19 protein-coding genes and 1 tRNA gene are annotated in these 19690 nt (G+C 61.3%); 13 read left to right on the top strand and 7 right to left on the bottom strand.

Features of this window, described 5'->3' with window-relative positions; all coding sequences use genetic code 11:
• Position 1: 1 nt before the first annotated feature.
• Entirely contained in the window at positions 2–1393 is a 1392-nt protein-coding gene (locus NO932_RS15130) for a flagellar hook-length control protein FliK (RefSeq protein WP_309208129.1), read from the bottom strand.
• A 442-nt stretch (positions 1394–1835) separates the two neighbouring features.
• On the opposite strand from NO932_RS15130, the gene mnmA reads away from it, so the two are divergent.
• The 4 genes from mnmA to NO932_RS15110 all read left to right on the top strand — a co-directional run bounded on the left by mnmA (position 1836) and on the right by NO932_RS15110 (position 4287).
• Positions 1836–2984 carry a tRNA 2-thiouridine(34) synthase MnmA gene (gene mnmA / locus NO932_RS15125; RefSeq protein WP_309208128.1) on the top strand — a complete coding sequence of 383 codons (1149 nt, stop codon included), beginning with the start codon at positions 1836–1838 and terminating at the stop codon, positions 2982–2984.
• A 203-nt stretch (positions 2985–3187) separates the two neighbouring features.
• Positions 3188–3418 (top strand): AbrB/MazE/SpoVT family DNA-binding domain-containing protein, encoded by a 231-nt coding sequence (locus NO932_RS15120; RefSeq protein WP_309208127.1) that lies wholly within the window; start codon positions 3188–3190, stop codon positions 3416–3418.
• The gene (locus NO932_RS15115) at positions 3415–3816 is read left to right on the top strand and encodes a type II toxin-antitoxin system VapC family toxin (protein ID WP_309208125.1); all 402 of its coding nucleotides are present in this window, start codon (positions 3415–3417) and stop codon (positions 3814–3816) included. The genes NO932_RS15120 and NO932_RS15115 overlap by 4 nt, the downstream gene beginning before the upstream one ends.
• A 258-nt stretch (positions 3817–4074) precedes the next feature.
• Positions 4075–4287, top strand: a complete 213-nt coding sequence (locus NO932_RS15110; protein ID WP_309208124.1) for a KTSC domain-containing protein — start codon at positions 4075–4077, stop codon at positions 4285–4287.
• Here NO932_RS15110 and NO932_RS15105 read toward each other — a convergent pair.
• A complete protein-coding gene (locus tag NO932_RS15105) occupies positions 4277–4477 on the bottom strand; it encodes a hypothetical protein (RefSeq protein WP_309160204.1) in 201 nt (66 codons plus the stop codon). The two genes, NO932_RS15110 and NO932_RS15105, sit on opposite strands and share 11 nt — an antisense overlap.
• A gap of 126 nt (positions 4478–4603) precedes the next feature.
• On the opposite strand from NO932_RS15105, the gene NO932_RS15100 reads away from it, so the two are divergent.
• Together NO932_RS15100 and NO932_RS15095 are read left to right on the top strand one after the other, a co-directional pair.
• Entirely contained in the window at positions 4604–5131 is a 528-nt protein-coding gene (locus NO932_RS15100) for a sigma-70 family RNA polymerase sigma factor (protein ID WP_309160205.1), read from the top strand.
• A gap of 218 nt (positions 5132–5349) precedes the next feature.
• Positions 5350–7071 carry a VWA domain-containing protein gene (locus NO932_RS15095; protein WP_309208123.1) on the top strand — a complete coding sequence of 574 codons (1722 nt, stop codon included), beginning with the start codon at positions 5350–5352 and terminating at the stop codon, positions 7069–7071.
• A gap of 46 nt (positions 7072–7117) precedes the next feature.
• On the opposite strand, the gene NO932_RS15090 is transcribed toward NO932_RS15095, so the two are convergent.
• Positions 7118–8071, bottom strand: a complete 954-nt coding sequence (locus NO932_RS15090; protein WP_309208122.1) for a ring-cleaving dioxygenase — start codon at positions 8069–8071, stop codon at positions 7118–7120.
• 151 nt (positions 8072–8222) lie between these two features.
• Here NO932_RS15090 and NO932_RS15085 point away from each other — a divergent pair, with 151 nt between their 5' ends.
• The 4 genes from NO932_RS15085 to NO932_RS15070 all read left to right on the top strand — a co-directional run bounded on the left by NO932_RS15085 (position 8223) and on the right by NO932_RS15070 (position 12522).
• A complete protein-coding gene (locus tag NO932_RS15085) occupies positions 8223–9461 on the top strand; it encodes a putative DNA modification/repair radical SAM protein (protein WP_309208121.1) in 1239 nt (412 codons plus the stop codon).
• Positions 9462–10934, top strand: coding sequence for a UdgX family uracil-DNA binding protein (locus NO932_RS15080; RefSeq protein WP_309208120.1), 1473 nt, complete (start codon positions 9462–9464; stop codon positions 10932–10934).
• 60 nt (positions 10935–10994) lie between these two features.
• Positions 10995–11071 (top strand) — tRNA-Met (locus NO932_RS15075).
• A gap of 191 nt (positions 11072–11262) precedes the next feature.
• Positions 11263–12522, top strand: a complete 1260-nt coding sequence (locus NO932_RS15070; RefSeq protein ID WP_309208119.1) for a site-specific integrase — start codon at positions 11263–11265, stop codon at positions 12520–12522.
• An 88-nt stretch (positions 12523–12610) separates the two neighbouring features.
• On the opposite strand, the gene NO932_RS15065 is transcribed toward NO932_RS15070, so the two are convergent.
• The gene (locus NO932_RS15065) at positions 12611–13585 is read right to left on the bottom strand and encodes an AraC family transcriptional regulator (protein WP_309208118.1); all 975 of its coding nucleotides are present in this window, start codon (positions 13583–13585) and stop codon (positions 12611–12613) included.
• A 235-nt stretch (positions 13586–13820) separates the two neighbouring features.
• Here NO932_RS15065 and NO932_RS15060 point away from each other — a divergent pair, with 235 nt between their 5' ends.
• The 3 genes from NO932_RS15060 to NO932_RS15050 all read left to right on the top strand — a co-directional run bounded on the left by NO932_RS15060 (position 13821) and on the right by NO932_RS15050 (position 17954).
• The gene (locus NO932_RS15060) at positions 13821–16820 is read left to right on the top strand and encodes an autotransporter domain-containing protein (RefSeq protein ID WP_309208117.1); all 3000 of its coding nucleotides are present in this window, start codon (positions 13821–13823) and stop codon (positions 16818–16820) included.
• Positions 16821–17086: 266 nt separating this feature from the next.
• Positions 17087–17533, top strand: a complete 447-nt coding sequence (locus tag NO932_RS15055) for a DUF6641 family protein (RefSeq protein ID WP_309208115.1) — start codon at positions 17087–17089, stop codon at positions 17531–17533.
• A gap of 22 nt (positions 17534–17555) precedes the next feature.
• Positions 17556–17954, top strand: coding sequence for a hypothetical protein (locus NO932_RS15050; protein WP_309208114.1), 399 nt, complete (start codon positions 17556–17558; stop codon positions 17952–17954).
• Positions 17955–18007: 53 nt separating this feature from the next.
• Here NO932_RS15050 and NO932_RS15045 read toward each other — a convergent pair whose 3' ends face one another.
• From NO932_RS15045 to NO932_RS15035, 3 genes are read right to left on the bottom strand one after another with little or no spacing between them, the layout of a single operon-like run.
• A complete protein-coding gene (locus tag NO932_RS15045; RefSeq protein ID WP_309208113.1) occupies positions 18008–18505 on the bottom strand; it encodes an SRPBCC domain-containing protein in 498 nt (165 codons plus the stop codon).
• Positions 18505–18843 (bottom strand): metalloregulator ArsR/SmtB family transcription factor, encoded by a 339-nt coding sequence (locus tag NO932_RS15040; RefSeq protein WP_309208112.1) that lies wholly within the window; start codon positions 18841–18843, stop codon positions 18505–18507. The genes NO932_RS15045 and NO932_RS15040 overlap by 1 nt, the downstream gene beginning before the upstream one ends.
• Complete coding sequence (locus NO932_RS15035; RefSeq protein WP_309208111.1) at positions 18840–19526, bottom strand: glutathione S-transferase family protein; 687 nt, start codon at positions 19524–19526, stop codon at positions 18840–18842. Before NO932_RS15035 ends, NO932_RS15040 begins: the two co-directional genes overlap by 4 nt.
• Between the last annotated feature and the right edge of the window lie 164 nt (positions 19527–19690).

Genomic DNA, 19690 nt, shown 5'->3' with positions numbered 1-19690 from the left:
CTCATACCCAAAGGTTGACGGCATCGAGCCGTGCATAGCCCCGCATATACGGATTGGGATCTGCGTTTGTGGTTGTGATCGACGGGTCTGTACCCGCGTTCACAGCAATTGTTGTGCGCCAGGGGGATTTTTCGGGCTCGTCATGGGCATTTCCGCCCCCCTGCTGGAGCGAAAATTCGAGCTCGGTCTTGGCCGAGTCCAACCCCGCATCGGCGAGCGCGCGTTCGAGGGCGCGCTGGTCGCGCTGGAGCAGATCGAGGGTTTCGCTCCGCTCGACAGCGAGACGGGCGACGACGTTGCCGGAGGTGTCGACCTCCATGCGCACGTCGATGCGGCCCAGTTCGGCGGGATTCAATTTGATCTCGAAACGGGAGGTGCCGTTCTGGACGTGGCGGGAAATCTCGGCGGCGATGTGGGGCAGGTTCACCTGCACCTCGGGCCGCTGGTAGAGCGCGCCTTCGGGGCGGATAGCGGAGGAAGTGCCGGGCGTGGGGGCCTGGGACTGGGGCGGGGCGATGGTGAGGCCATCGGGTGTTTCGAGCTCGGGCGCTGTCGGAGCAGTGGAAGCGGCGGTGCCGGTGGCAGCGCTGGATTGCGGCTGGGCGGGGCGGGCATCGGCGGTGGGGGCCGGTTGCTGGCCGTCCCTGACGAGCGAGCGGTCCGATTGCGGCGCGGCGTCCTTGAGGGTGATTTCGGGTGCGGGCTGGGCCGGTTTTTGCTCGGCGGTGGCGGTGGCCTGTTCCTCGATGGTCGCGGCGGCGTTGAGCCTGGTTTCGCTCTCGATATGGCGGATCGAGGTCGCGGCTATGGCCTGTTCGTCGGCGAGCGCGGACTGGATCGCCGCCGCGTGCCCGTCCAGGGTGCGGGCGAGCCCGGTCAGCCGGGTGGCCAGCTCGGGAGCGGTTTCACGCAGATTGTCGGCGACCTCGGCGGAAAGGCCCGCGAGGGCATCGAAGGGCGCCGTCGCGCTCTCGGCGGTGTCGAGGCCGAGGGCGGAGGTGAGATCGGCGAGGGCGGCAAAAGCCGGCGTTTCCGGCAAAGGCAGGGGTGCGCCTCGATCGAGAAGGATTTCGATGCCGGCGAGCAGGTTTTCGAGTTCGTCGAGATCGATTTCGTCCAGCGGGCCGTCCTTGAGCTTTTCCGAAAGACCGGAGAGCTTTTCGAGAAGCGCGGAAAGTTCGGAGGCGAGTTCGATTGCCGCGGGGGTGGCGGTGAGATCGGCCGGCATCGGGTTTGCCGGAGATGCGCCGATGGTCCGGCCGGACGCGGCTGGTTCGTTCACGGCGATGAGGCCGGCGAAATCGGGCGCGGTCGGCGTGCTGGCGGCGAGCTTGCCAATGGGCGCGCCAAGCAGGGGGGCGGATTTGGGGGCGATGGCGATCGGGTTGGTCACTGCCGTCGAACTCTTGGGGTGTACACACTTGGTCAGGAAGGCTTCATGCAAAGAGGGTGCCAAGTGGCTTTGGGAAGAAAACGAAACGCCATCAATAGGTTGGTGGTTGGTATTTGATAGGTGAGGGCGGCAAAAAAGGTGAGTGGGGGCAAAAAATGCCGGGGCGACGGTGGCGTGGGGAAGGTGGGGCAAGAAACTTCTTCGGGATTCGCGGGAGCCTTGCGGGTCTCCGGGTCAGGCCCGAAGACGACGATGGTGGAGGGGTTGGGCAGTTATCAAACGAGAGCAAGCTGAGGGGGCATCCGTTGCAAGGGAGAAGCAGGTGTGTGGGGCGGCGGTGTTGAAGTCTGAAGCCAATGGGCGTAAATAGCCGGTCCTTAGCGCGCCGCCATTGGCGGTTGCGGTTTGTCCGCTGGCCCTTGACCCCAACCGGATGAGAAAAATGGTGAACTCTCTTGGTTTCGACCGCGCGCCGGGCGAAACGCGTGTCGTCGTCGCAATGTCGGGCGGCGTCGATTCTTCCGTCGTTGCCGGACTTCTGGCCCGTGAGGGCTATGAGGTGATCGGCGTTACCCTTCAGCTCTACGACCATGGCGAAGCCACGTTCCGCAAGGGATCGTGCTGCGCGGGGCAGGATATCCACGATGCGCGGCGCGTGTCGGCGACGCTGGGTATTCCGCACTATGTGCTCGATTACGAGGAGCGGTTCCGCAAGGCCGTAATCGAGCCGTTCGCCGAGAGCTATGCGCTGGGCGAGACGCCGATCCCGTGCGTTTCGTGCAACCAGTCGGTCAAGTTCGTGGATTTGATGGAGGTGGCGCGGGATTTGGGGGCAGACTGCCTGGCGACAGGACATTACGTGCGCTCGCGGCTGGTGGACGGCAAGCGGCAGCTCCTGCGCCCGCTCGACGGGAACAAGGACCAGACCTATTTCCTGTTCGCGACGACGGCGGGGCAGCTCGACTTCCTGCGCTTTCCGCTGGGGAACATGACCAAGGACGAAACCCGCGCGCTGGCTCGGGAGATGGGGCTGGCGATCGCGGACAAATCCGACAGCCAGGACATCTGTTTCGTGCCGCGCGGCAGCTATTCGGACGTGATCAAGAAGTTGATGCCGGAGGCCGAAAAGCCCGGAGAGATCGTCGATACCGCCGGCACGGTGCTCGGCCAGCACAAGGGGATCATCCACTATACGGTGGGGCAGCGGCGCGGACTGGGAATCGCCTCGGGCGAACCGCTTTATGTGCTGAGACTCGATGCCAGGACCCAGCGCGTGGTGGTGGGGCCGCGTTCGGCGCTCTCGACCCATACGGTGCGGCTGCGGGACGTCAACTGGCTGGGCCCCAGGCCGCTTGTCGAGATGGCAACCGGCAACGGGCTGGCGCTGGAGGCCAAGGTACGCTCTACCCGCGCGCCGCAGGAGGCCGTGGTGCAGGTGCGCGACGGCGAAGTGTATGTGACGCTGATCGCCGGGGAAACGGGGATCGCGCCGGGGCAGGCGTGCGTGCTCTATTCGGACGACAGCGACGATGCGCAGGTGCTGGGCGGCGGGTTCATTGCCGAAGCGGTGCCGGCGGCGCTGGTGGCTTGAGATGGGGGGGCGGCTGCAAATCGCAATCTTCCGCGCCGGCGCTCACATACATATGCGTGCTCTGCTCCGGTTCTCGAAAATCGCGATTTTCGCCGCGCGTTGACCCGAGCTGACACCCGCCGAGTCCAACCAAGACCAAGACTTGAAAGGCGGGCTGCATGGTAATACCTTTGTGCATTATAGGTACTACTCTGAGGCTCGCTATGGCGACGACGGTGACGGTGAAGGGGCAGGTGACAATCCCTAAGCCGGTGAGGGATTTGCTCGGGATTGAACCGGGCAGCAAGGTTGATTTCGTCCGCGCGCCGGATGGAAACATCGTGCTTCGCCGCGCGGGCAAGGAGCAGAAAAGGCGGTTCGACAAACTGCGGGGTCATGCGGGCGAAGGGCTGGGGACCGACGCCATTTTGGCGCTGACGCGCGGGGAGGCATGATCCTCGTCGACACCAACGTTCTTTTGGACCTAGTGACCGACGACCCCAACTGGGCGGATTGGTCGGCGGCGCAGCTCGAGGCGGCCAGCCTCAATGGTCCATTGTTGATCAACGATACGATCTATGCCGAGCTTTCCGTGCGTTACCAGCGCATCGAGGCGCTCGACGATTTCGTGGCGTTGGCTGGCCTGGAGTTTCTCGAAATGCCGCGTGCGGCGCTGTTTCTGGCGGGAAAAGTGTTCGTGCAATACCGGCGGGCGGGCGGAACACGCAGCGGCGTTTTGCCCGACTTTTTCATCGGGGCGCAGGCGGCGATCTCGAGATTGCCGCTGCTGACGCGGGATCCAAGCCGTTATCGGACATATTTCCCCACCGTTGCTCTGGTCGCGCCGGAGTGATGGCGGTCAGCCTGTGGAAAGCTGCCACAGCGGCGCGCACCTTGCTCCGGGGCAAGCCCGGGGTGACATATTGGGCGCGCGGCGAAGGCGGGGCTTAACCTCTTCTGTGGCTTGCGGATCACGGGGCACCACGAAGATGACGAGACGGAGAGGTGGGCCGACTACAGCCCTGCGTTTTACGCGCCGATCGTCCCGTGAACCATCGCGGCGTGTCGATCGTTTCTTTTGAGCGGGCGGGTGCCCGGTTCGGAGATCGACATGCCGTCAAGCGTGATCAAACGGTCCGAATATGATCCGGAGCGGCAGGTGCTGACGATTTGGTTCGTGCCTTCGGGGCGGGCCTATGATTATCGGGATGTGCCGCCCAAGGTATACGACAGGCTGCGGCAGGCGACGTCGAAAGGGCGGTTCTTCAATGCCCATATCCGCGATCACTACGCCTTTACCCAGCGTGACACGGTTACGGGTTAGCCGATTGCTGGGCGGCCAGGGCTTCGGCTTCGGCGGCGGCCTCGGCGGCTTCCTGGTCGGAGCGGAAATTGCCCGCGTCCCATTCGTTCAATGTCCCGAAAATCGTGGCGCCAATCGTGACGATGGCGACGACGCCGAAGATCAAAAGGACGATGCGGTTGCCCCAATTGGGCTTTACGGGCTCGGTCATTGCAAGCTCCTGGCGGGAAATGATGTCTGGCCCCTGTCATAGTTTCGGCGAAGAAAAAATTCCAAGGATATTGCCGCGCCAATCGTCACACGTGCAAATAGGCGCGGGTGAAGGCGAAGGGCGAGCGTGGACGAGAGACGGGCAGCGGACGACACGGTAGCGCGCGCGGCTCGCGGCGACCGGGCGGCGTTCGCGGCGCTCGTTGCCGAGCACTACGATTTTCTCTACCGCACGGCCTATAAATGGTGCGGCGAGCGGGCCGATGCCGAGGATGTGGCCCAGGACGTCTGCATCAAGCTCGCCACGGCGATTGCAGGGTTCGACGGGCGTTCCGCGTTCACGAGCTGGCTCTATCGCATCGTGCTCAATGCGGTGCGCGACCGCCAGCGGCAGGGCGCGCGGCGCAGCCGGCAGATCGCCGCGCTCAAGCTGGTCAGCGCCGAGGCGGCGCCGGCCGACCAGGAAAGCGCGGCAACCCAGACCCAGATCTGGCGGGCGGTGCGCGCCCTGCCCGAAAAGCAGCGCGATGCGGTGCTGCTGGTCTATGGCGAGGACATGAGCCACGCCGAAGCGGCCGCCATCATGGATGTGAGGGAAGCAACGGTCTCCTGGTATGTGCATGAGGCCAAGAAGGCCCTCAAGGGGTTGGTATGACGACCATGGACGACAAGCTTAGATCAGCGATGAAACCAGCGACCCCGCCGCCCAGCCTCGCGGCGCGCGAGGCGGCGATGGCGGCGGCGATGGCGGCCTTCGATGCGGCGCACGGGCAAAGCAGCGTCGAGGATGAAAAAAATGCGTCTTCCCGCCAAGGATCGTCGGAGGGGGGGCGTCTCAGATCCATTGTTTCCAGATTTAAAGGGAATTGGACAATGGATATGCGCGTTTCACTGGCCGCCGGACTTGCCGCCATCGCCGTGCTGCCGCTCGGCGTGGCGATGATGAACCAGACGGCGTTGAGCCCCATCGACCAGCTTTGGGAGCGGGCGGACTCCTCGGCGTCCGTCGAGGCGCAACCGGCTGCGCGCGAGGCGGACCAGGTGGTGGAAACGCCGGCCGCCGCCGAAGCGGAAAGCCCGATGGAAAGTAGCGATGCAGCGATTGCCCCGGCGCCCATGCCGGCGCCGGCAATCGCCCCGGCGGCTCCGGCCATGGTGCAAAGGCAGATGTCCGAACTGCCCGTGGTTTTGGCCGAGCCCGAGCAGGGGGACCGGTTCGCAGGCTTCGAGGAGGGCGGGGTGCATACGGTTCGCGAGACGCCGGTTTCGACCTTTTCGATCGACGTGGATACCGCTTCCTATGCCTATGTGCGGCGCATGCTGGAGACGGGCCAGGTTCCGCCCGCCGAGGCGATCAGGGTCGAGGAACTGATCAACTATTTCGACTACGATTATCCCTCCCCGCAGGACGATGCGCCGTTCGCGCCAGAGATCAGCGTCACCGACTCGCCGTGGAATCCGGAAAACCGGCTGGTGCATATCGGGATCGAAGGGGAGAGCGTGGACCTCGAGACGGCTCCTCCGGCCAATCTCGTGCTGCTGATCGACACTTCGGGCTCGATGGATGCGCCCGACAAGCTGCCATTGCTCAGGCGGGCCTTTGCCATGCTCGTCAACGAGATGGGCCCCGAGGATACGATTTCGATCGTCACCTATGCGGGGAACGCCGGGGTGGTGCTGGAGCCCACCAAGGGGAGCGAGAAGGCGGAAATCCTCGCCGCGCTCGACAACCTCATGCCGGGCGGATCGACGGCGGGGGCCGAGGGGATCGAAGCGGCCTATCGGCTGGCCGAGCAGGCGATGGTCGAGGGAGGCACCAACCGGGTGCTGCTGGCGACGGACGGGGATTTCAACGTCGGGATAGCCGATCCCGAGGGGCTGGAGCGGCTGATCGAAGACAAGCGCGACGAGGGGATATTCCTCTCCGTGTTCGGGTTCGGCACCGGCAATTACAACGACCAGACCATGCAGAGCCTGGCCCAGGCGGGCAATGGCAACGCCGCCTATATCGACAGCTACACCGAGGCCCGGCGGGTGCTGGTCGAACAGATGGGCGGCACGCTTGTGACCATCGCAAAGGACGTCAAGATCCAGGTGGAATTCAATCCCGAAATGGTCTCGGAATACCGGCTGATCGGCTATGAGACGCGGGCCCTGGCGCGCGAGGATTTCAACAACGACGCGGTCGATGCAGGGGACATCGGGGCCGGACATACGGTGACGGCCATCTATGAGATCACGCCGGTGGGCGCGCGCGGGCTGGTCGATCCGCTGCGTTATGGCAACGAGGCGACCCCGAGCGGGGAAGGGAGCGAATATGGCTGGTTCAAGCTGCGCTACAAGGAATCGGACGCCGAGGCCTCGCAATTGATCGAGGCGCCGATCCCGGTGGGCGAGGTGGCGATGGAGGGGGATATCGCATTCGCGACGGCAGTGGCTGCGTTCGGGCAAAAGCTGCGCGGATCGGATTGGCTGGCGGCGATGGATTGGGACGAGATCGCCGCGCTGGCCCAAGAGGGGAGAGGCGAGGACGCGAACGGCCGGCGGGCCGAGTTCATCGGGCTGGTGAGAACAGCCCAAAGCCTGCTGGAGTGAAAGCGAAAAGGCCCGGGCGATCCCGGGCCTTTTCTTTTGGGGCTGGTCAGTCGATGGGCTTCAGTCCCGCCTCGATCTGGGCCCTCTTGGGCTCGAGGAAGGGCGGCAGGGCGAGGTGTTCGCCCAGGGTTTCCATGGGCTCGTCCACATCGAAGCCGGGGCCGTCAGTGGCGATTTCGAACAGGATGCCATTGGGCTCGCGGAAATAGAGCGAGGTGAAATAATAGCGCTCCACTTCCCCCGAGGTGCGCAGGCCGGCCTGGGCGGCGCGGGCTACCCATTTGTCGAACTGGGCCTTGTCGGGCGTTCTGAACGCAACATGATGGACGCCGCCGGCGCCGGGGCGGGCGAAGGGCAGGTCGGGCTCGACCGCGACGTGCAATTCGGCCGACGCTCCGCCATCGCCCATGGCAAAGACGTGGACCTCGCCCTGCCCGGTGGTGGCCGGATGGGTGCGGACCTTGCGCATGTTCATCACGGTCGTCAGCACCGGCTCGGTGCGGGCGAGATCGGGAACGCTCATGGTGATGGGGCCCAGGCCCTTGATCTGCCGCTCGGCCGGGACGGGGCTCTTGTCCCAGGGATGGGCGCCGCCCGCACGGGTATCGTTGACCAGACGCAGGCGCTGGCCTTCGAAATCCTCGAAATCGAGCGACATGTGACCGGCGCGCTCGGCGATATCGGAGGTTTTGACGTTGTTGGCGTCCAGGTGCTCCTTCCACCAGGCGAGCGAGGATTCACCCTCGACGCGGAAGGCGGTGCGCACGATCGAATGGGTGCCGCGTTGTTCGGGCGGCGTGGGCCAATCAAAGAAGGTGATATCCGAGCCGGGGCTGGCGCGGCCATCGCCGTAGAACAGGTGATAGGCGGTGGTATCGTCCTGATTGACGGTGCGCTTGACCAGCCGCAGGCCGAGAACCTTAGTGTAAAAGCGTAGATTCTCACGTGCGTTGGCGGTGACGGCGGTGAGGTGATGCAGTCCGGTAAGATCGAGGGCCATGATGGTCTCCTGTGTTCGCTGCGATCAAGGTAGATGCTCGGCGGGTTCGGCAAAACGGGGGTAAACCGAATTCATTATTCGGGGACCGTGAACGATCACATTTTTCGAGAAGGAGCTTGTGGTGTATCAAATAAGAACATAACATGAACAAATGGTCCAGCTCAGCCTCACCCGCAAACTCGCGATTCTGTCCGACGCCGCCAAATACGACGCCTCCTGCGCGTCGAGCGGATCGCAAAAACGTTCGGCCAAGGCGACCGGCGGGATCGGCTCGACGGCGCCGGGAAGCGGGATCTGCCACGCCTATGCGCCGGACGGGCGATGCATATCGCTGCTCAAGGTGCTGCTCACCAATTTTTGCGTCTATGACTGCGTTTATTGCGTCAACCGCTCGTCCTCCAATGTGGAGCGGGCGCGGTTTTCGGTCGAGGAGGTGGCAAAGCTCACCCTCGATTTCTACAAGCGCAACTATATCGAAGGGTTGTTCCTCTCCTCGGGGATCATCCGCTCGCCCGACTATACCATGGAAGAGATGGTGCGCGTGGCAAAGAGCCTGCGCGAGGAGCACGGATTCGCCGGCTATATCCATCTCAAGATCATTCCCAATGCGGCGCCTGACCTGCTGGCCGCGGCGGGGCGATATGCGGACAGGCTTTCGACCAATATCGAAATGCCCACCGACCAGGGGCTGGGCCGGTTTGCGCCCGAAAAGCGGCCGGGGGAAATCCGAACGGCCATGGCGCGGGTGAGTCAGGCCCATGAGGCGGCGCAGCCAGAAGCCAAGGCGCGGCACACCCCCGATCGTTTCGCGCCGGCGGGACAATCGACGCAGATGATCGTTGGGGCGGACGCTTCGAGCGACGCGATCATCCTCAACCGCAGCGCGGCGCTCTATGCGGGATATCGGCTCAAGCGCGTCTATTATTCGGCCTTTTCGCCCATACCGGATTCAAGCTCGAAGCTGCCCTTGGTCAAGCCGCCGCTGATGCGCGAGCACCGGCTCTACCAGGCCGATTGGCTGATGCGGTTCTATGGCTTTGAAGTAGGTGAAATCTCGAATGCGACCGAGGGCGGCATGCTTGACCTCACGATCGACCCCAAGCTCGCCTGGGCGCTGAAATCGCGGCACCTGTTTCCGGTCGACGTCAACAGGGCCGACAAGGCGATGCTGTTGCGGGTGCCCGGATTGGGTCTCAAGGCGGTGGAGAAGATTCTTGCGGCGCGCCGGCATCATAGCCTGCGGCTGGAGGATGTGGGTCGGGTGTGCGCAAGCCTTAGGGCGGTGCGGCCGTTCATCGAAACGATCGACTGGACGCCGGGGGCGACGCTCGATGCGGGCGATCTCAAGGCGCGGCTGGCACCCAAGCCCGAGCAGATGAGCCTCTTTTAAATGTACAGGGTCATCGTCCCGACGCGCAATGAACTGGCGCCGTGGCGCGATTGCGTGCGGCCGCTGCTGGCGGCGCGGATATCGCCCGAGGACATCATCTGGCTGCAAGCGGGGGACGCCGATGCGCTTTTGGGCGAGGCGTTCACGCCGCCGCGGGTGCTGGCCGGGGTGCGGGTGTCGCGCCAGTTTATGGAGTATGCGGAAATCGCGCTTTGCCACGCCGATCGAGGGCGGTGCGACCTGCTCTACCGGATCGCGTTTCGGCTGCAGAACGAACGCAAGCTGCTAACGATCGAGACCGATCCCGATATCGTGCTGCTCACCCGGTTCAACAAGGCCGTTAGGCGCGACAGCCACAAGATGACGGCCTTTGTGCGGTTTCGCGCGCTCGATCAAACCAACGAGCGCTTTGCCGCCTGGTTCGAGCCCGAGCATTTCACGCTCGAGCGCACTGCGCCGTTTTTCGCCGAACGGTTCGCCAATATGGAATGGGCGATCCTCACGCCTTACCGCTCGGTTTTCTGGAACAGGGAGCAGTTGATATTCGGGGAGGGGGCGAAAAAGGAGGATGTGCCGGCCCAAGACGGGCTCGAAGACGCGTGGCGCACCTATTTCGCTTCGATCTTCAACCCGGCGCGATTGAAGGTTTCGGCCATGACATCGGAAATGCCGCGCAAATATTGGCGCAACCTGCCCGAGGCCGAAATCATTCCCGATCTGATCCGTTCGGCTCAGCATAGGGAGGCGGAAATGATCAGAACAAAGGCCAGCGCTCCGCCGACCCGGCATCAGCGGCAGACGGCACGGCACAAGAGCGCCGAAGACGAGGCGGTGGAGTTCTCCTCGCTCACCCAGGCGAAAAAGGCGGCGGAAACGTGCACGCGCTGTCCACTTTATGAAAATGCGACCCAGGTCGTGTTCGGCGAAGGCCCGGCCGAAGCGCCGCTGATGATGGTGGGCGAGCAGCCCGGCGACCGCGAGGATATCGAAGGTCATCCTTTTGTCGGGCCGGCGGGGCAATTGCTCGACCAGGTGCTCGATGAAGTGCGGATCGACCGGAAGAAGGTGTTCGTGACCAACGCGGTCAAGCACTTCAAATTTGTGCCGCGCGGCAAGCGAAGACTGCACCAGAAGCCCAATGGCGGGGAGGTATCGGCGTGCCGGTTCTGGCTCGACCATGAGCGGGCGCTGGTCAAGCCCAAGGTGATCGTGGCCCTGGGTGCGACGGCGGCGCAGAGCCTTCTGGGCTCGGGCGCGACGATCGGCAAATTGCGGGGAGTGCCCATCGAACTCGAAGATGGCACCACGGTGTTCGTCACCGTGCACCCCTCGTTCCTGCTGCGCATGCCGGACCGGGCAAAGGCGGCCGACGAACGCGTGGCTTTCGCCCGCGACCTCGAGGCGATCCGCGAGCATATGGAAAGCATCAAAGGGGGGAGCGTTGCGCTTGACAGGGCCCCCGCCGGTCCCTAATAAGCGCCGTGCCGTTCACCCTTGCCGTGGACGGACGGCCATACATGGCCGACCCATTGGGGCGGAGTAGCTCAGCAGGTTAGAGCAGCGGAATCATAATCCGCGTGTCGGGGGTTCAAGTCCCTCCTCCGCTACCAAAAAACTAAACAAAATCAGTAGTTTAGCAATCAGCTTGCTCTTACTAAAGCCTGAAACTAAGCTAGCACAGGTCTAGCTCAGGCCAATTCCTCTCATTGAAATCATTGAGTTTTCTGGATGTGCTAGACCGTGAGGTAGCACATTCTTAGCACGGCTCGGCTACCTCCATGATGCAAGGGGTGCGGGGTTCATGAACTCAAATTTCTCACAGCCATATTCGGTCTATCGTCGCGAAGGCACCACCAAATGGTGGGTGCGATTCTCGATCAAGGGGGAAGGCCAGATCAGGCGTTCGTTGGAAACGGCTGACGAGCAGGAAGCGCGTCATAAAGCCCACGAGATTTGGTATGAGGCGCAATACCGGGCAAAGAACGGACTGAAGGCCAAGCCCAGTTCCTTTGCCAAGGTGGCCGAAGAGTTCATTGCACTAGTCGAGCGCGAAGCCGAACGGGGTGAGCGACCCGCTTATCATGCGCGCGACATTCCTCCGGTGGTGCAGCGTTATTTCATCCCGTATTTCGGCACCAAGGACATCAGCGCGATCACCGAGGCCGACGTTGAGAAATATCTCGAATGGCGCAAGGAGTATTGGCTGACCGGGCCGGGAGCCGAGATCACCCACATCATCTATGAGCGCAACGGCAAGACCATCAAACGGCCATTGCCTGAAAAGCGCATGCCGACGCTCAGCAGACAGAAATCGGAGACCGTGACCCTGCGCCAGCTTTTCCGACAGGCGGTTAAGTGGGGTTATATGAACAACGGGCAGGTGCCCGACATTGCCATCGCCAAACCCGGCCAGCCCAACCATCGGCCCAGCTTTGAGCCGCAGGACTTCAAGAAGTTGATCGAGGTGAGCCTGAAACGACTTTCTGATCCCGATATCCATGAGCATCTGCGTTGGGACCGGACGATCCTGCACTCGCAGATCATGATCGCGGCCTATTCCGGTATGCGGCCAACCGAGATGAAGAACCTCAATTGGGGAGATGTTCTGGGCTATCGTGAGGGACGCAAGCTGCCCATTGGCAAGCGCGATATCCGCTTGCGGGTGCATGGCAAAGCCAAGAGCCGAACCTTTGTGCCACAGGAAGCTGCATTGCCGTGGTTCGACAGGTTATGGGATTTCTGGGTTAAGCACATGGAGAAGCCGCCCAAGGACAGCGATCCGGTCTTTGCGACACGCGAGGGGAAGCGGCTTAGTTCGACCAAGAAGGCTCTGGCCGAACTGCTCAAGGCGTGTGATCTGCTGGTGGATTATCGCGGTGTTCGCCGCACCTCATATTCGTTCCGGCACTATTACATCAGCCAGCAGCTTGCGCATGGCGTGGATGTATTCCCGCTTGCCCGGAACACCGGCACCAGCCCGGATATGATCCACAAGTTCTATGGGCAGGTCACGAACGAGCGCATGAAAGATCATTTGCGGCCCGAATGGAAGGATGCGTGATCGTTGGTGGTCAGAAGTTTGGCCGCTAAAGGTTTCGCCCGCCTTTGATCCACTCAATCGCCCCGAATACCGTAAGGGCTATGACGATTTAGCTGCGTCTGATCTGAACACCGCCTCCATATGCGTGCCGCCAATCGGTCGGCGTCATGCCGGTAGCGTTACGGAAGGCGCGTGAGAAGGCGGCGGGGGAGGCATAGCCGCAGCGGGCCGCCACTTCGGTGATATGGCTCCTTGGTACGGTAAGCAGTTGTTGCGCCTTTTCCAGCCGCAGTCTGCGTATAAGGCGTCCGACTGTTTCATCCCGCTGGATCAGAATGCGATAGAGGCTGGTTCGCGAAATCTCCAGAACGCGCGCAATGGTCCTTGCGTCGAGCATGGGGTCGTGGAGATGATCGCCGATGACTTTGCAGATTGCCGCATACCAGGCGCTCTCGGTATGAGGCAACAATTCGTCCTGAACCCGGCGTTGCTCCTGTATCGTCGCGAGTGCGAAATCGATGAGGCTGGTTAGAGCAGTCTGAGCAGCCGCCGCATCGAAGGTGCGCGCCCGTTGAGCAGTGAGGCGCAACATGCCATCAAGCATCCGGGAAACCGGTGCAGCGGGAAAGGAGAAAGCGCTACGCCTGTGACCATCGACATCGAACCCCAATCGTGCCCGAACCAGGGCCTTGGGCACGGTAATCAAGGCGTAGCGGTGATAGCGGTTGGAGATGCGTACCTTGTCCTGCGGTGAGAGCATGATGAGGCCGCTGGACGGCGTAAGGCTGACGTCGTCATTGTCGGCATGGGAATAAAAGCTTTCGCCATCGAGGATCGAGGCAAGCAGGATGAAATCGCTGATTTCGCCCGACATGTGGGTGTGGGTCGGTTCGCACCAGCCGGCGGTGAACAGAGTGCCCTGACTGCCGGCGATGAAATCGCCCTCGGCCCGATACAGGGATGCGCGCGAGGGATCGGGGATATCGAGAGCGGTGCGGGTGTAATAGCTGCGCCAGACCTCGAAGCGGTCGGGCTCGACAATGGCTTTCGTGTCGAGATGGACGTGGTTGATGTCGATGGGCATCGCCTGTCCTGATGTTGATAACTGTCACTCTAGTCGCGGCTGAACGATGCCTGAGATCGCTCAAAGCGCGGCAACCATACGCGAAAAAACGAATCTTGGAACGTTCTGCAAAGCATTGGAAGCCCCTGCAAAGTCGAAATGTGTTATCGGATCAATCATATCATGTAATTGCAAGGCGGGCCGCACGGGGAGCTGACAGCCTGTACTTGCTTGCAAGGAATTACAAGGGGGCGGAATGCACGGGGCAACTTTCGAAAGCTGGTTGGCGACGGCACGAAAGTCGGGACAAGCATTTCAGGCAATTGCAGGAAAGTGGCTGCTGGCCGCAGTCGTCGCGCTTGTGACCAGCATGGGCTTTGTCGCACCAGCTCAAGCGCAGACGGTTACGGTGACGTGGACAGTCTCTGGTGGTGGAGATGTGGAAGCATTCGAACTCAATACGGGGAACACAATAACAAGCCCGGCAACGGTGACAAACGACACTGTTCATTTTCAACTCTTCCCAGATACCGGATACGCTCTCAGCGCCAGCGACACCTGTGGGGGCTCGTTTAGTGCTAGCGGAAACTTCTGGCAGTTGCCAGACCCACTGAGCACTAACTGTCACGTCGAATTCACTTTCCTTTCTACCGCCGCCCCAACAATTGCCATCGAAGGCGTTCCGGCTATTGTGAACAGTCCCTTTGTGGCGACCTTCACCTTCAGCCAGGACGTGACCGGTGTCGAGCTTGGCGACATCGATGTCGTCAATGGTCTCGCCTCTGGCCTGTTGGGTTCCGGTGACATCTACACGGCAGTTATCACGCCTATCAGCGAGGGGCTGGTAACGATCAACGTCGCTGCGGGCGTGGCTCAAAGTTTGGCTGGCAATGGCAATACAGCAGCCACACCGGTCTCGACCACTTATGACGGCACCGCTCCGATGGTGAATTCCAGCGCGGTCGTTGGGAGCCCCGTGCCGGATGCCACCGCGGTCGATTTCGAGGTAAAATTCTCCGAGCAGGTGAACGGAGTTGATGCGTCGGACTTCACGTTGACTACAACGGGCTCGGCAACGGGGACGATCGCTGGGATTGGTACCACCGATGGCGTGACCTACCATGTCAACGTCACCGATATATCCGGTGTCGGCTCATTACGGCTCGATATGCAGGCCGGTGGCTCGATCACCGACCTGGCTGGCAATGATCTGGGTGGCGCATACACATCAGGTGCACCCTGGGTGCGTGGCGGCTCCACCAACGCCGATCTGTCCGACCTCGTGCCGAGTGACGGCACGCTAAATCCGGTATTCGATCCGGCGGCGCTCCGCTATGCCGTGGCGGTTGACCATGCCACCGACAGCATCACGCTGACACCGACGGTAGCCGATGCCGGCGCGACAATCACGGTTGCCGGGCAGCCGGTTGCCTCGGACAGCGCCAGCCAGCCGATCACGCTAGTCGTGGGTGACACGGCGATCCCCGTGATCATCACGGCAGAGGACGGCACCACGCAGACCTACGCGATAACGGTGACGCGCAGCGAGATTCCAACGACCCTGAGGTTGACGCAATCGGCTGAAAAGTCCCGTCCCGATGATGCCGTAACATTTACCGCTGTGCTATCGGGTGCCAGCAATCCTAATGGCGCTGTCATGTTCACCATTGGAGATGTCGGCCATTCGGCGGCACTTTCCGGTAATGAAGCCTCCCTGGAGGTTTCCGACCTTGCCGTGGGAAGCCATACCGTCGCGGCGCGATATGAGGGTGATACTAATGGCAACGCCGACAGCACCGCAACATCGATCACACACACGGTAGAGCCACTGAATGTCCCGTTTGCGCCGGCCCTCACACTGGAAGTGATGGCCGGCACCAGCGGATCGATCGATCTGACGCAAGGCGCGACGGAAGGACCGTTCACCGGTTCGGCCATCGTGTCTCACCCGGCAATCGAAGCCGGAGAGGCCAGCATTGAGAGTGAAGGTGAATCCCATATGCTGCATTTTGCAGCCGCAGGCTCTTTCGCGGGGACGGTAAGTCTTAGCTACACGCTCTCCAACGCCGACGGCACTTCGGAGCCGGCTATTGTGACCATCACCGTGGTGGCGCGCCCCGACCCCTCGCTCGATCCTGAGGTGAGCGGCCTGATCCGGGCACAGGGAGAGCAGGCCCGCCGCTTTGCCGATACCCAGATCACGAACTTCAATCAGAGGCTCGAACAGCTTCACGATGAAGGTGAGCGGCGCAGCAATTCGATTGGCGTCAATGTCAGGGTCCAGCAGCTGGTCAACAACGCCAACGCTTATGCACCCGAAGAGAATAACCCACAGGACCCGGCGCTCGGTGCTATCGGCCAAGCGGCACCCGCTGGCCAACCCAATGCCGGCTCCGATCCGCAACCCGCACCGGTTGAAGACCTGTTTGGTGATATCGCTTTCTGGAGCGGCGGCTATGTCAATTTCGGCACCAATGACGCTGGCGCGATCAATCTCGACCACACCCTAGTCGGGGCGAGCGCTGGTGTCGATTACCGCTTTACCCCGGAACTGACCGCCGGCTTTGGCCTCGGCTATGGGCGAGATGTGACCGATGTCGGCAACAATGGCACCGAAAGCCGGGCGGAAGCCTACTCGATGGCGCTCTACGGTAGCTATCGACCCATCGAAGGTGTTTTCATCGACGGATTGGCCGGATATAGCGCCATGAGCTTTCACAGCCTGCGCTTCGTCACGGCATCGGGGGATATTGCTTCGGGCAGTCGCAGCGGTGATCAGCTCTTTGCCTCGCTCACGGCGGGTTATGGATACCGCCGAGATGGCCTGTTGATCTCCCCCTATGGTCGTCTGTCGGGTTCCCATTCTACGCTTGATGCCTTTACCGAAGCCGGTGCTGGCATGTGGAACCTCACCTATGGCGAGCAGACCATCGATACGCTCTCAGGCACGTTAGGGTTGCGCTTTGCCTATGACATTCCAACCGATTGGGGCATAATTACCCCGCGTGGCCGGATCGAATATATCCATGACTTCGAAGGATCGAGCCGTGCCAGCCTGGGCTATGTCGATCTCGGCACGATGCCCTATGAACTCGATTTCGAGGGTTTTTCCCGTGATCACGTCTCGCTAGGTTTGGGGATCGAAGCGCAGATTGGCGATGGTTGGACGCTCGGGTTCGACTACAGCACCGCCTTCGGCACCAACGGGGATAGCCAAGACCACACCTTCCACTTGCAGTTGGGAGTGAGGTTTTGAGGACGGTGCAACACGCAACGATTATTCACGCGCGCCTGACAGCGTTGATCGGATTAGTGATGGAGTGCTGCATACATCAGCATGAAACCAAATCCACGGTCGGGCGGTGGTTTTTACCTTAGTCGCCCACAAAATGCGCAGGGCAGGAAGCAAACGGCTTCATGCCTGTCGTTGGTAACAGAATGAGCAAAGGGCCGTTTCTTTGGTCGCTCTTTTGGCCCAAGGCTTTATCCGGGAAGTCAGTTTAGACCAACCCGGAGAACCGAATGAGCATCCTCAAGAACCTCACCCTGACCACGGCACAGCCTATCCGCGCCAATGCTGATCCCGTCGAGCGGGCACGTGACAAGGTGATTTCGGCACTGACCGAACAGAAGGCCATGGCCGAAGCTAAGATCGCTGGCCAGCATTACGCACCCACCCGCATGGTCTGGCGCAAGGATGAGGCCGGTGAACGCGTGCAGGTGCAGACGCCGAAGCGTTTGCGGGCAGGTTGGTTTACCGATGGCAGCGGTCAGACTTTCTTTGCGCTTCGCTATGCGGGCAAGCCCATCGAGTTCGCCAAGGGCAAGAACGCCATTACGGTTGGCGAGCTATCGGCACTTCCCGCGATCCTCGACACGCTGACCGAAGCTGTCCGCGCCGGGGAGCTCGATGAGCAGTTGGCCAAGGCTGCTGCTGAACGTGGCCAGATGCTGCGCAAGGCCAGCTGACAGTTCTTCTCAGAAGAGAACGATGATGCCGCCGAGCAAATCCCGATGGGTGCTGCTGGCGGCATTTCTGTCTCTGGCTGTTCCTGCCCATGCTGATGATCAACAGGGGCAGCGCGATTGCGCGGCTCTGCGATCGACAGTTCTGGAACTGGTTGGTGATTGGTCCAAACACATGCTGTTCGCCAGCCGCGACATGGACCGCGACGGCTGGCTCGATGCCAATGTCGCGCACGCTGCCTTCAAGGATGTGCAGATCGCGGTGATGCATTTCGACTATGCCTATGAGGCCGTGCCGAAGACCCGCGATGCCTGCCGTGAACTGGCTTTCCAGTTCGGCATGGAGGTCAGCACCTACATCGAAGAGGTCATGGCTACAGGCAAGCGCCCAGCGAGGGTCGTGCAGGGGCGAGTAGCCCGATAGCGCACAAAGCTTGCCTGAAACCCGACAACCCTCCCGTTGAGCGCCGCAGGGTATCAGCGAAGCACACAATCGCTTGCTAACGGGCTTGTGTCCTCCTCAAAATCCCTCATCGCCTCTTGGAGACGAGCAAAACCGATGCCTGTGCCGGCCTCTCGCACGTCTCCGTCATTCGCGCTTCCAAAGACCGCCTGTTCGGTGAAGGTCATGATGGTTTTGTCATCTCGGCCTTCGAACTCGACAGTGACGAGCGAGGACGAAACAGGGCGGCCATTGGTCCGCATCGTGTAGGCATAAACGATGCGTTGGCGGGGGTGCACTTCAAGAAAATGCGCCAGCATCACTTGTTCGGTGCCGTCCGGCATGCGCCAGATCATGCTTTCACACCCGTCGACGCGGAAGTCGAAACGATCTTCGATGACCGACCAATCCGGATGACAACTGTTCCAGCGTCGCTTGAGCTCATGGTCGGACCAGAAGCGAAAAGCATGAGCCGGGCTGCCCGGCAGTTCCCGTTCAATGACGAAACTGCGGTGATCGACATTGATACCCATCAGTGATCCTTCTCCTCGGGAACTTCGGCCATGGCAACTGCCAATCTGTCGAAGGCAGCATTCATGTCGCGCTGGCGCTGCTCTATCCAGTTGGTCGTTACATCAAAGGCATCTGGCCGCATGCGATAGGTGCGCACGCGCCCGACTTTCTCGCTAACGACAATGCCCCCGTCTTCGAGCACGCGAAGGTGCTTTAGCACCGCCGGCAATTGAACGTTAGTTGGGGCTGCCAACTGCTTCACGGACGCGGGGCCCCTGGAGAGCTGCTCGATGAAGCCGCGCCGGTAAGGGTCAGCCATAGCCAGGAAATAGCGATCGATGCTTGCTGTCTCGATCATGCCACAGGCTCCCAAAAGCGGGAAGGCATCGCGTCACGATAGGGAAAGAACTCAAAGTAGGGCTGCGCCTCCTTGAGCACACGCCGCACCGATGGCCGCCCCAGCAGGCGCTCGAAGTATTCTCGCGTTCTCGGTCTCTTGGCGCCCAGCGGATGCACGATGAAGCTAAAGAACAACGCCGGCAGCGCCGAACAATCCGCCATGGTGAAGGTCTCGCCCGTGATCCAGCTGCGTCCCTCGATCTTCTTCTCGATCATGTCATAGGCCGTCTCAAGCGTCGCATGCGCCTCCGCAACGCCATGTGGATCGGCGGCGCCTTCGGGGCGAATACGATCGCCGACGATCTTTTGCATCGGCACACTGACATAAAGATCGAAGAAGCGATCCCACAGCCGAACATCGAGCTGGTGTTCCGCTTCGGTCGGTATCAGTTGAACCGGACCGGGATAGTGCTGTTGCAGATACTCGATAATGATGCTGGTTTCGGCGACCACCCTGTTGCCGAGGCTGTCATGCAACACCGGGATCTTGCCTACCGGCCAGCGTTCAATGTGCGCAGCTGCGGCTGTGGGGTTGTAGAAATCGACAAGACTGGGTTCAAAAGTCGTGCCGTTCTCATAAAGGCCGATGAGGACCTTGTGGCAGAAGGAAGCGAGCGGGTGGAGGTAGAGCGTGAGGGCCATTGTTGCATCCATTAGTTTCCAGACAAGGAAACGGTTAAACCATAACGCATGCGAGTTCAATGAAAGTTTCCATTTCAGGAAACCGTGCGACTAACGCGGCGAGGGTGTCACTTTGCTCTTGAGCGAAGTATCAGTGCATGATAGTTGGCCTGAAGGAAAACTAT

This window comes from Pelagibacterium sp. 26DY04, assembly GCF_031202305.1.
Classification (GTDB): Bacteria; Pseudomonadota; Alphaproteobacteria; order Rhizobiales; family Devosiaceae; genus Pelagibacterium.
The sequence above is the reverse complement of the archived record's forward strand: the minus strand, read 5'-3'. Positions and strand labels throughout refer to the sequence as shown.

Coding starts and splice junctions, on each gene's coding strand:
- NO932_RS15095 (WP_309208123.1), top strand. CDS start 5,350: ATGGATATGCGCGTTTCACTGGCCGCCGGACTTGCCGCCATCGCCGTG.
- NO932_RS15045 (WP_309208113.1), bottom strand. CDS start 18,505: ATGGGTATCAATGTCGATCACCGCAGTTTCGTCATTGAACGGGAACTG.
- NO932_RS15070 (WP_309208119.1), top strand. CDS start 11,263: ATGAACTCAAATTTCTCACAGCCATATTCGGTCTATCGTCGCGAAGGC.
- NO932_RS15055 (WP_309208115.1), top strand. CDS start 17,087: ATGAGCATCCTCAAGAACCTCACCCTGACCACGGCACAGCCTATCCGC.
- NO932_RS15065 (WP_309208118.1), bottom strand. CDS start 13,585: ATGCCCATCGACATCAACCACGTCCATCTCGACACGAAAGCCATTGTC.
- NO932_RS15090 (WP_309208122.1), bottom strand. CDS start 8,071: ATGGCCCTCGATCTTACCGGACTGCATCACCTCACCGCCGTCACCGCC.
- NO932_RS15120 (WP_309208127.1), top strand. CDS start 3,188: ATGGCGACGACGGTGACGGTGAAGGGGCAGGTGACAATCCCTAAGCCG.
- NO932_RS15115 (WP_309208125.1), top strand. CDS start 3,415: ATGATCCTCGTCGACACCAACGTTCTTTTGGACCTAGTGACCGACGAC.
- NO932_RS15060 (WP_309208117.1), top strand. CDS start 13,821: ATGCACGGGGCAACTTTCGAAAGCTGGTTGGCGACGGCACGAAAGTCG.
- NO932_RS15035 (WP_309208111.1), bottom strand. CDS start 19,526: ATGGCCCTCACGCTCTACCTCCACCCGCTCGCTTCCTTCTGCCACAAG.
- NO932_RS15080 (WP_309208120.1), top strand. CDS start 9,462: ATGTACAGGGTCATCGTCCCGACGCGCAATGAACTGGCGCCGTGGCGC.
- NO932_RS15040 (WP_309208112.1), bottom strand. CDS start 18,843: ATGATCGAGACAGCAAGCATCGATCGCTATTTCCTGGCTATGGCTGAC.
- mnmA (WP_309208128.1), top strand. CDS start 1,836: ATGGTGAACTCTCTTGGTTTCGACCGCGCGCCGGGCGAAACGCGTGTC.
- NO932_RS15105 (WP_309160204.1), bottom strand. CDS start 4,477: ATGACCGAGCCCGTAAAGCCCAATTGGGGCAACCGCATCGTCCTTTTG.
- NO932_RS15050 (WP_309208114.1), top strand. CDS start 17,556: ATGATGCCGCCGAGCAAATCCCGATGGGTGCTGCTGGCGGCATTTCTG.
- NO932_RS15085 (WP_309208121.1), top strand. CDS start 8,223: ATGGTCCAGCTCAGCCTCACCCGCAAACTCGCGATTCTGTCCGACGCC.
- NO932_RS15110 (WP_309208124.1), top strand. CDS start 4,075: ATGCCGTCAAGCGTGATCAAACGGTCCGAATATGATCCGGAGCGGCAG.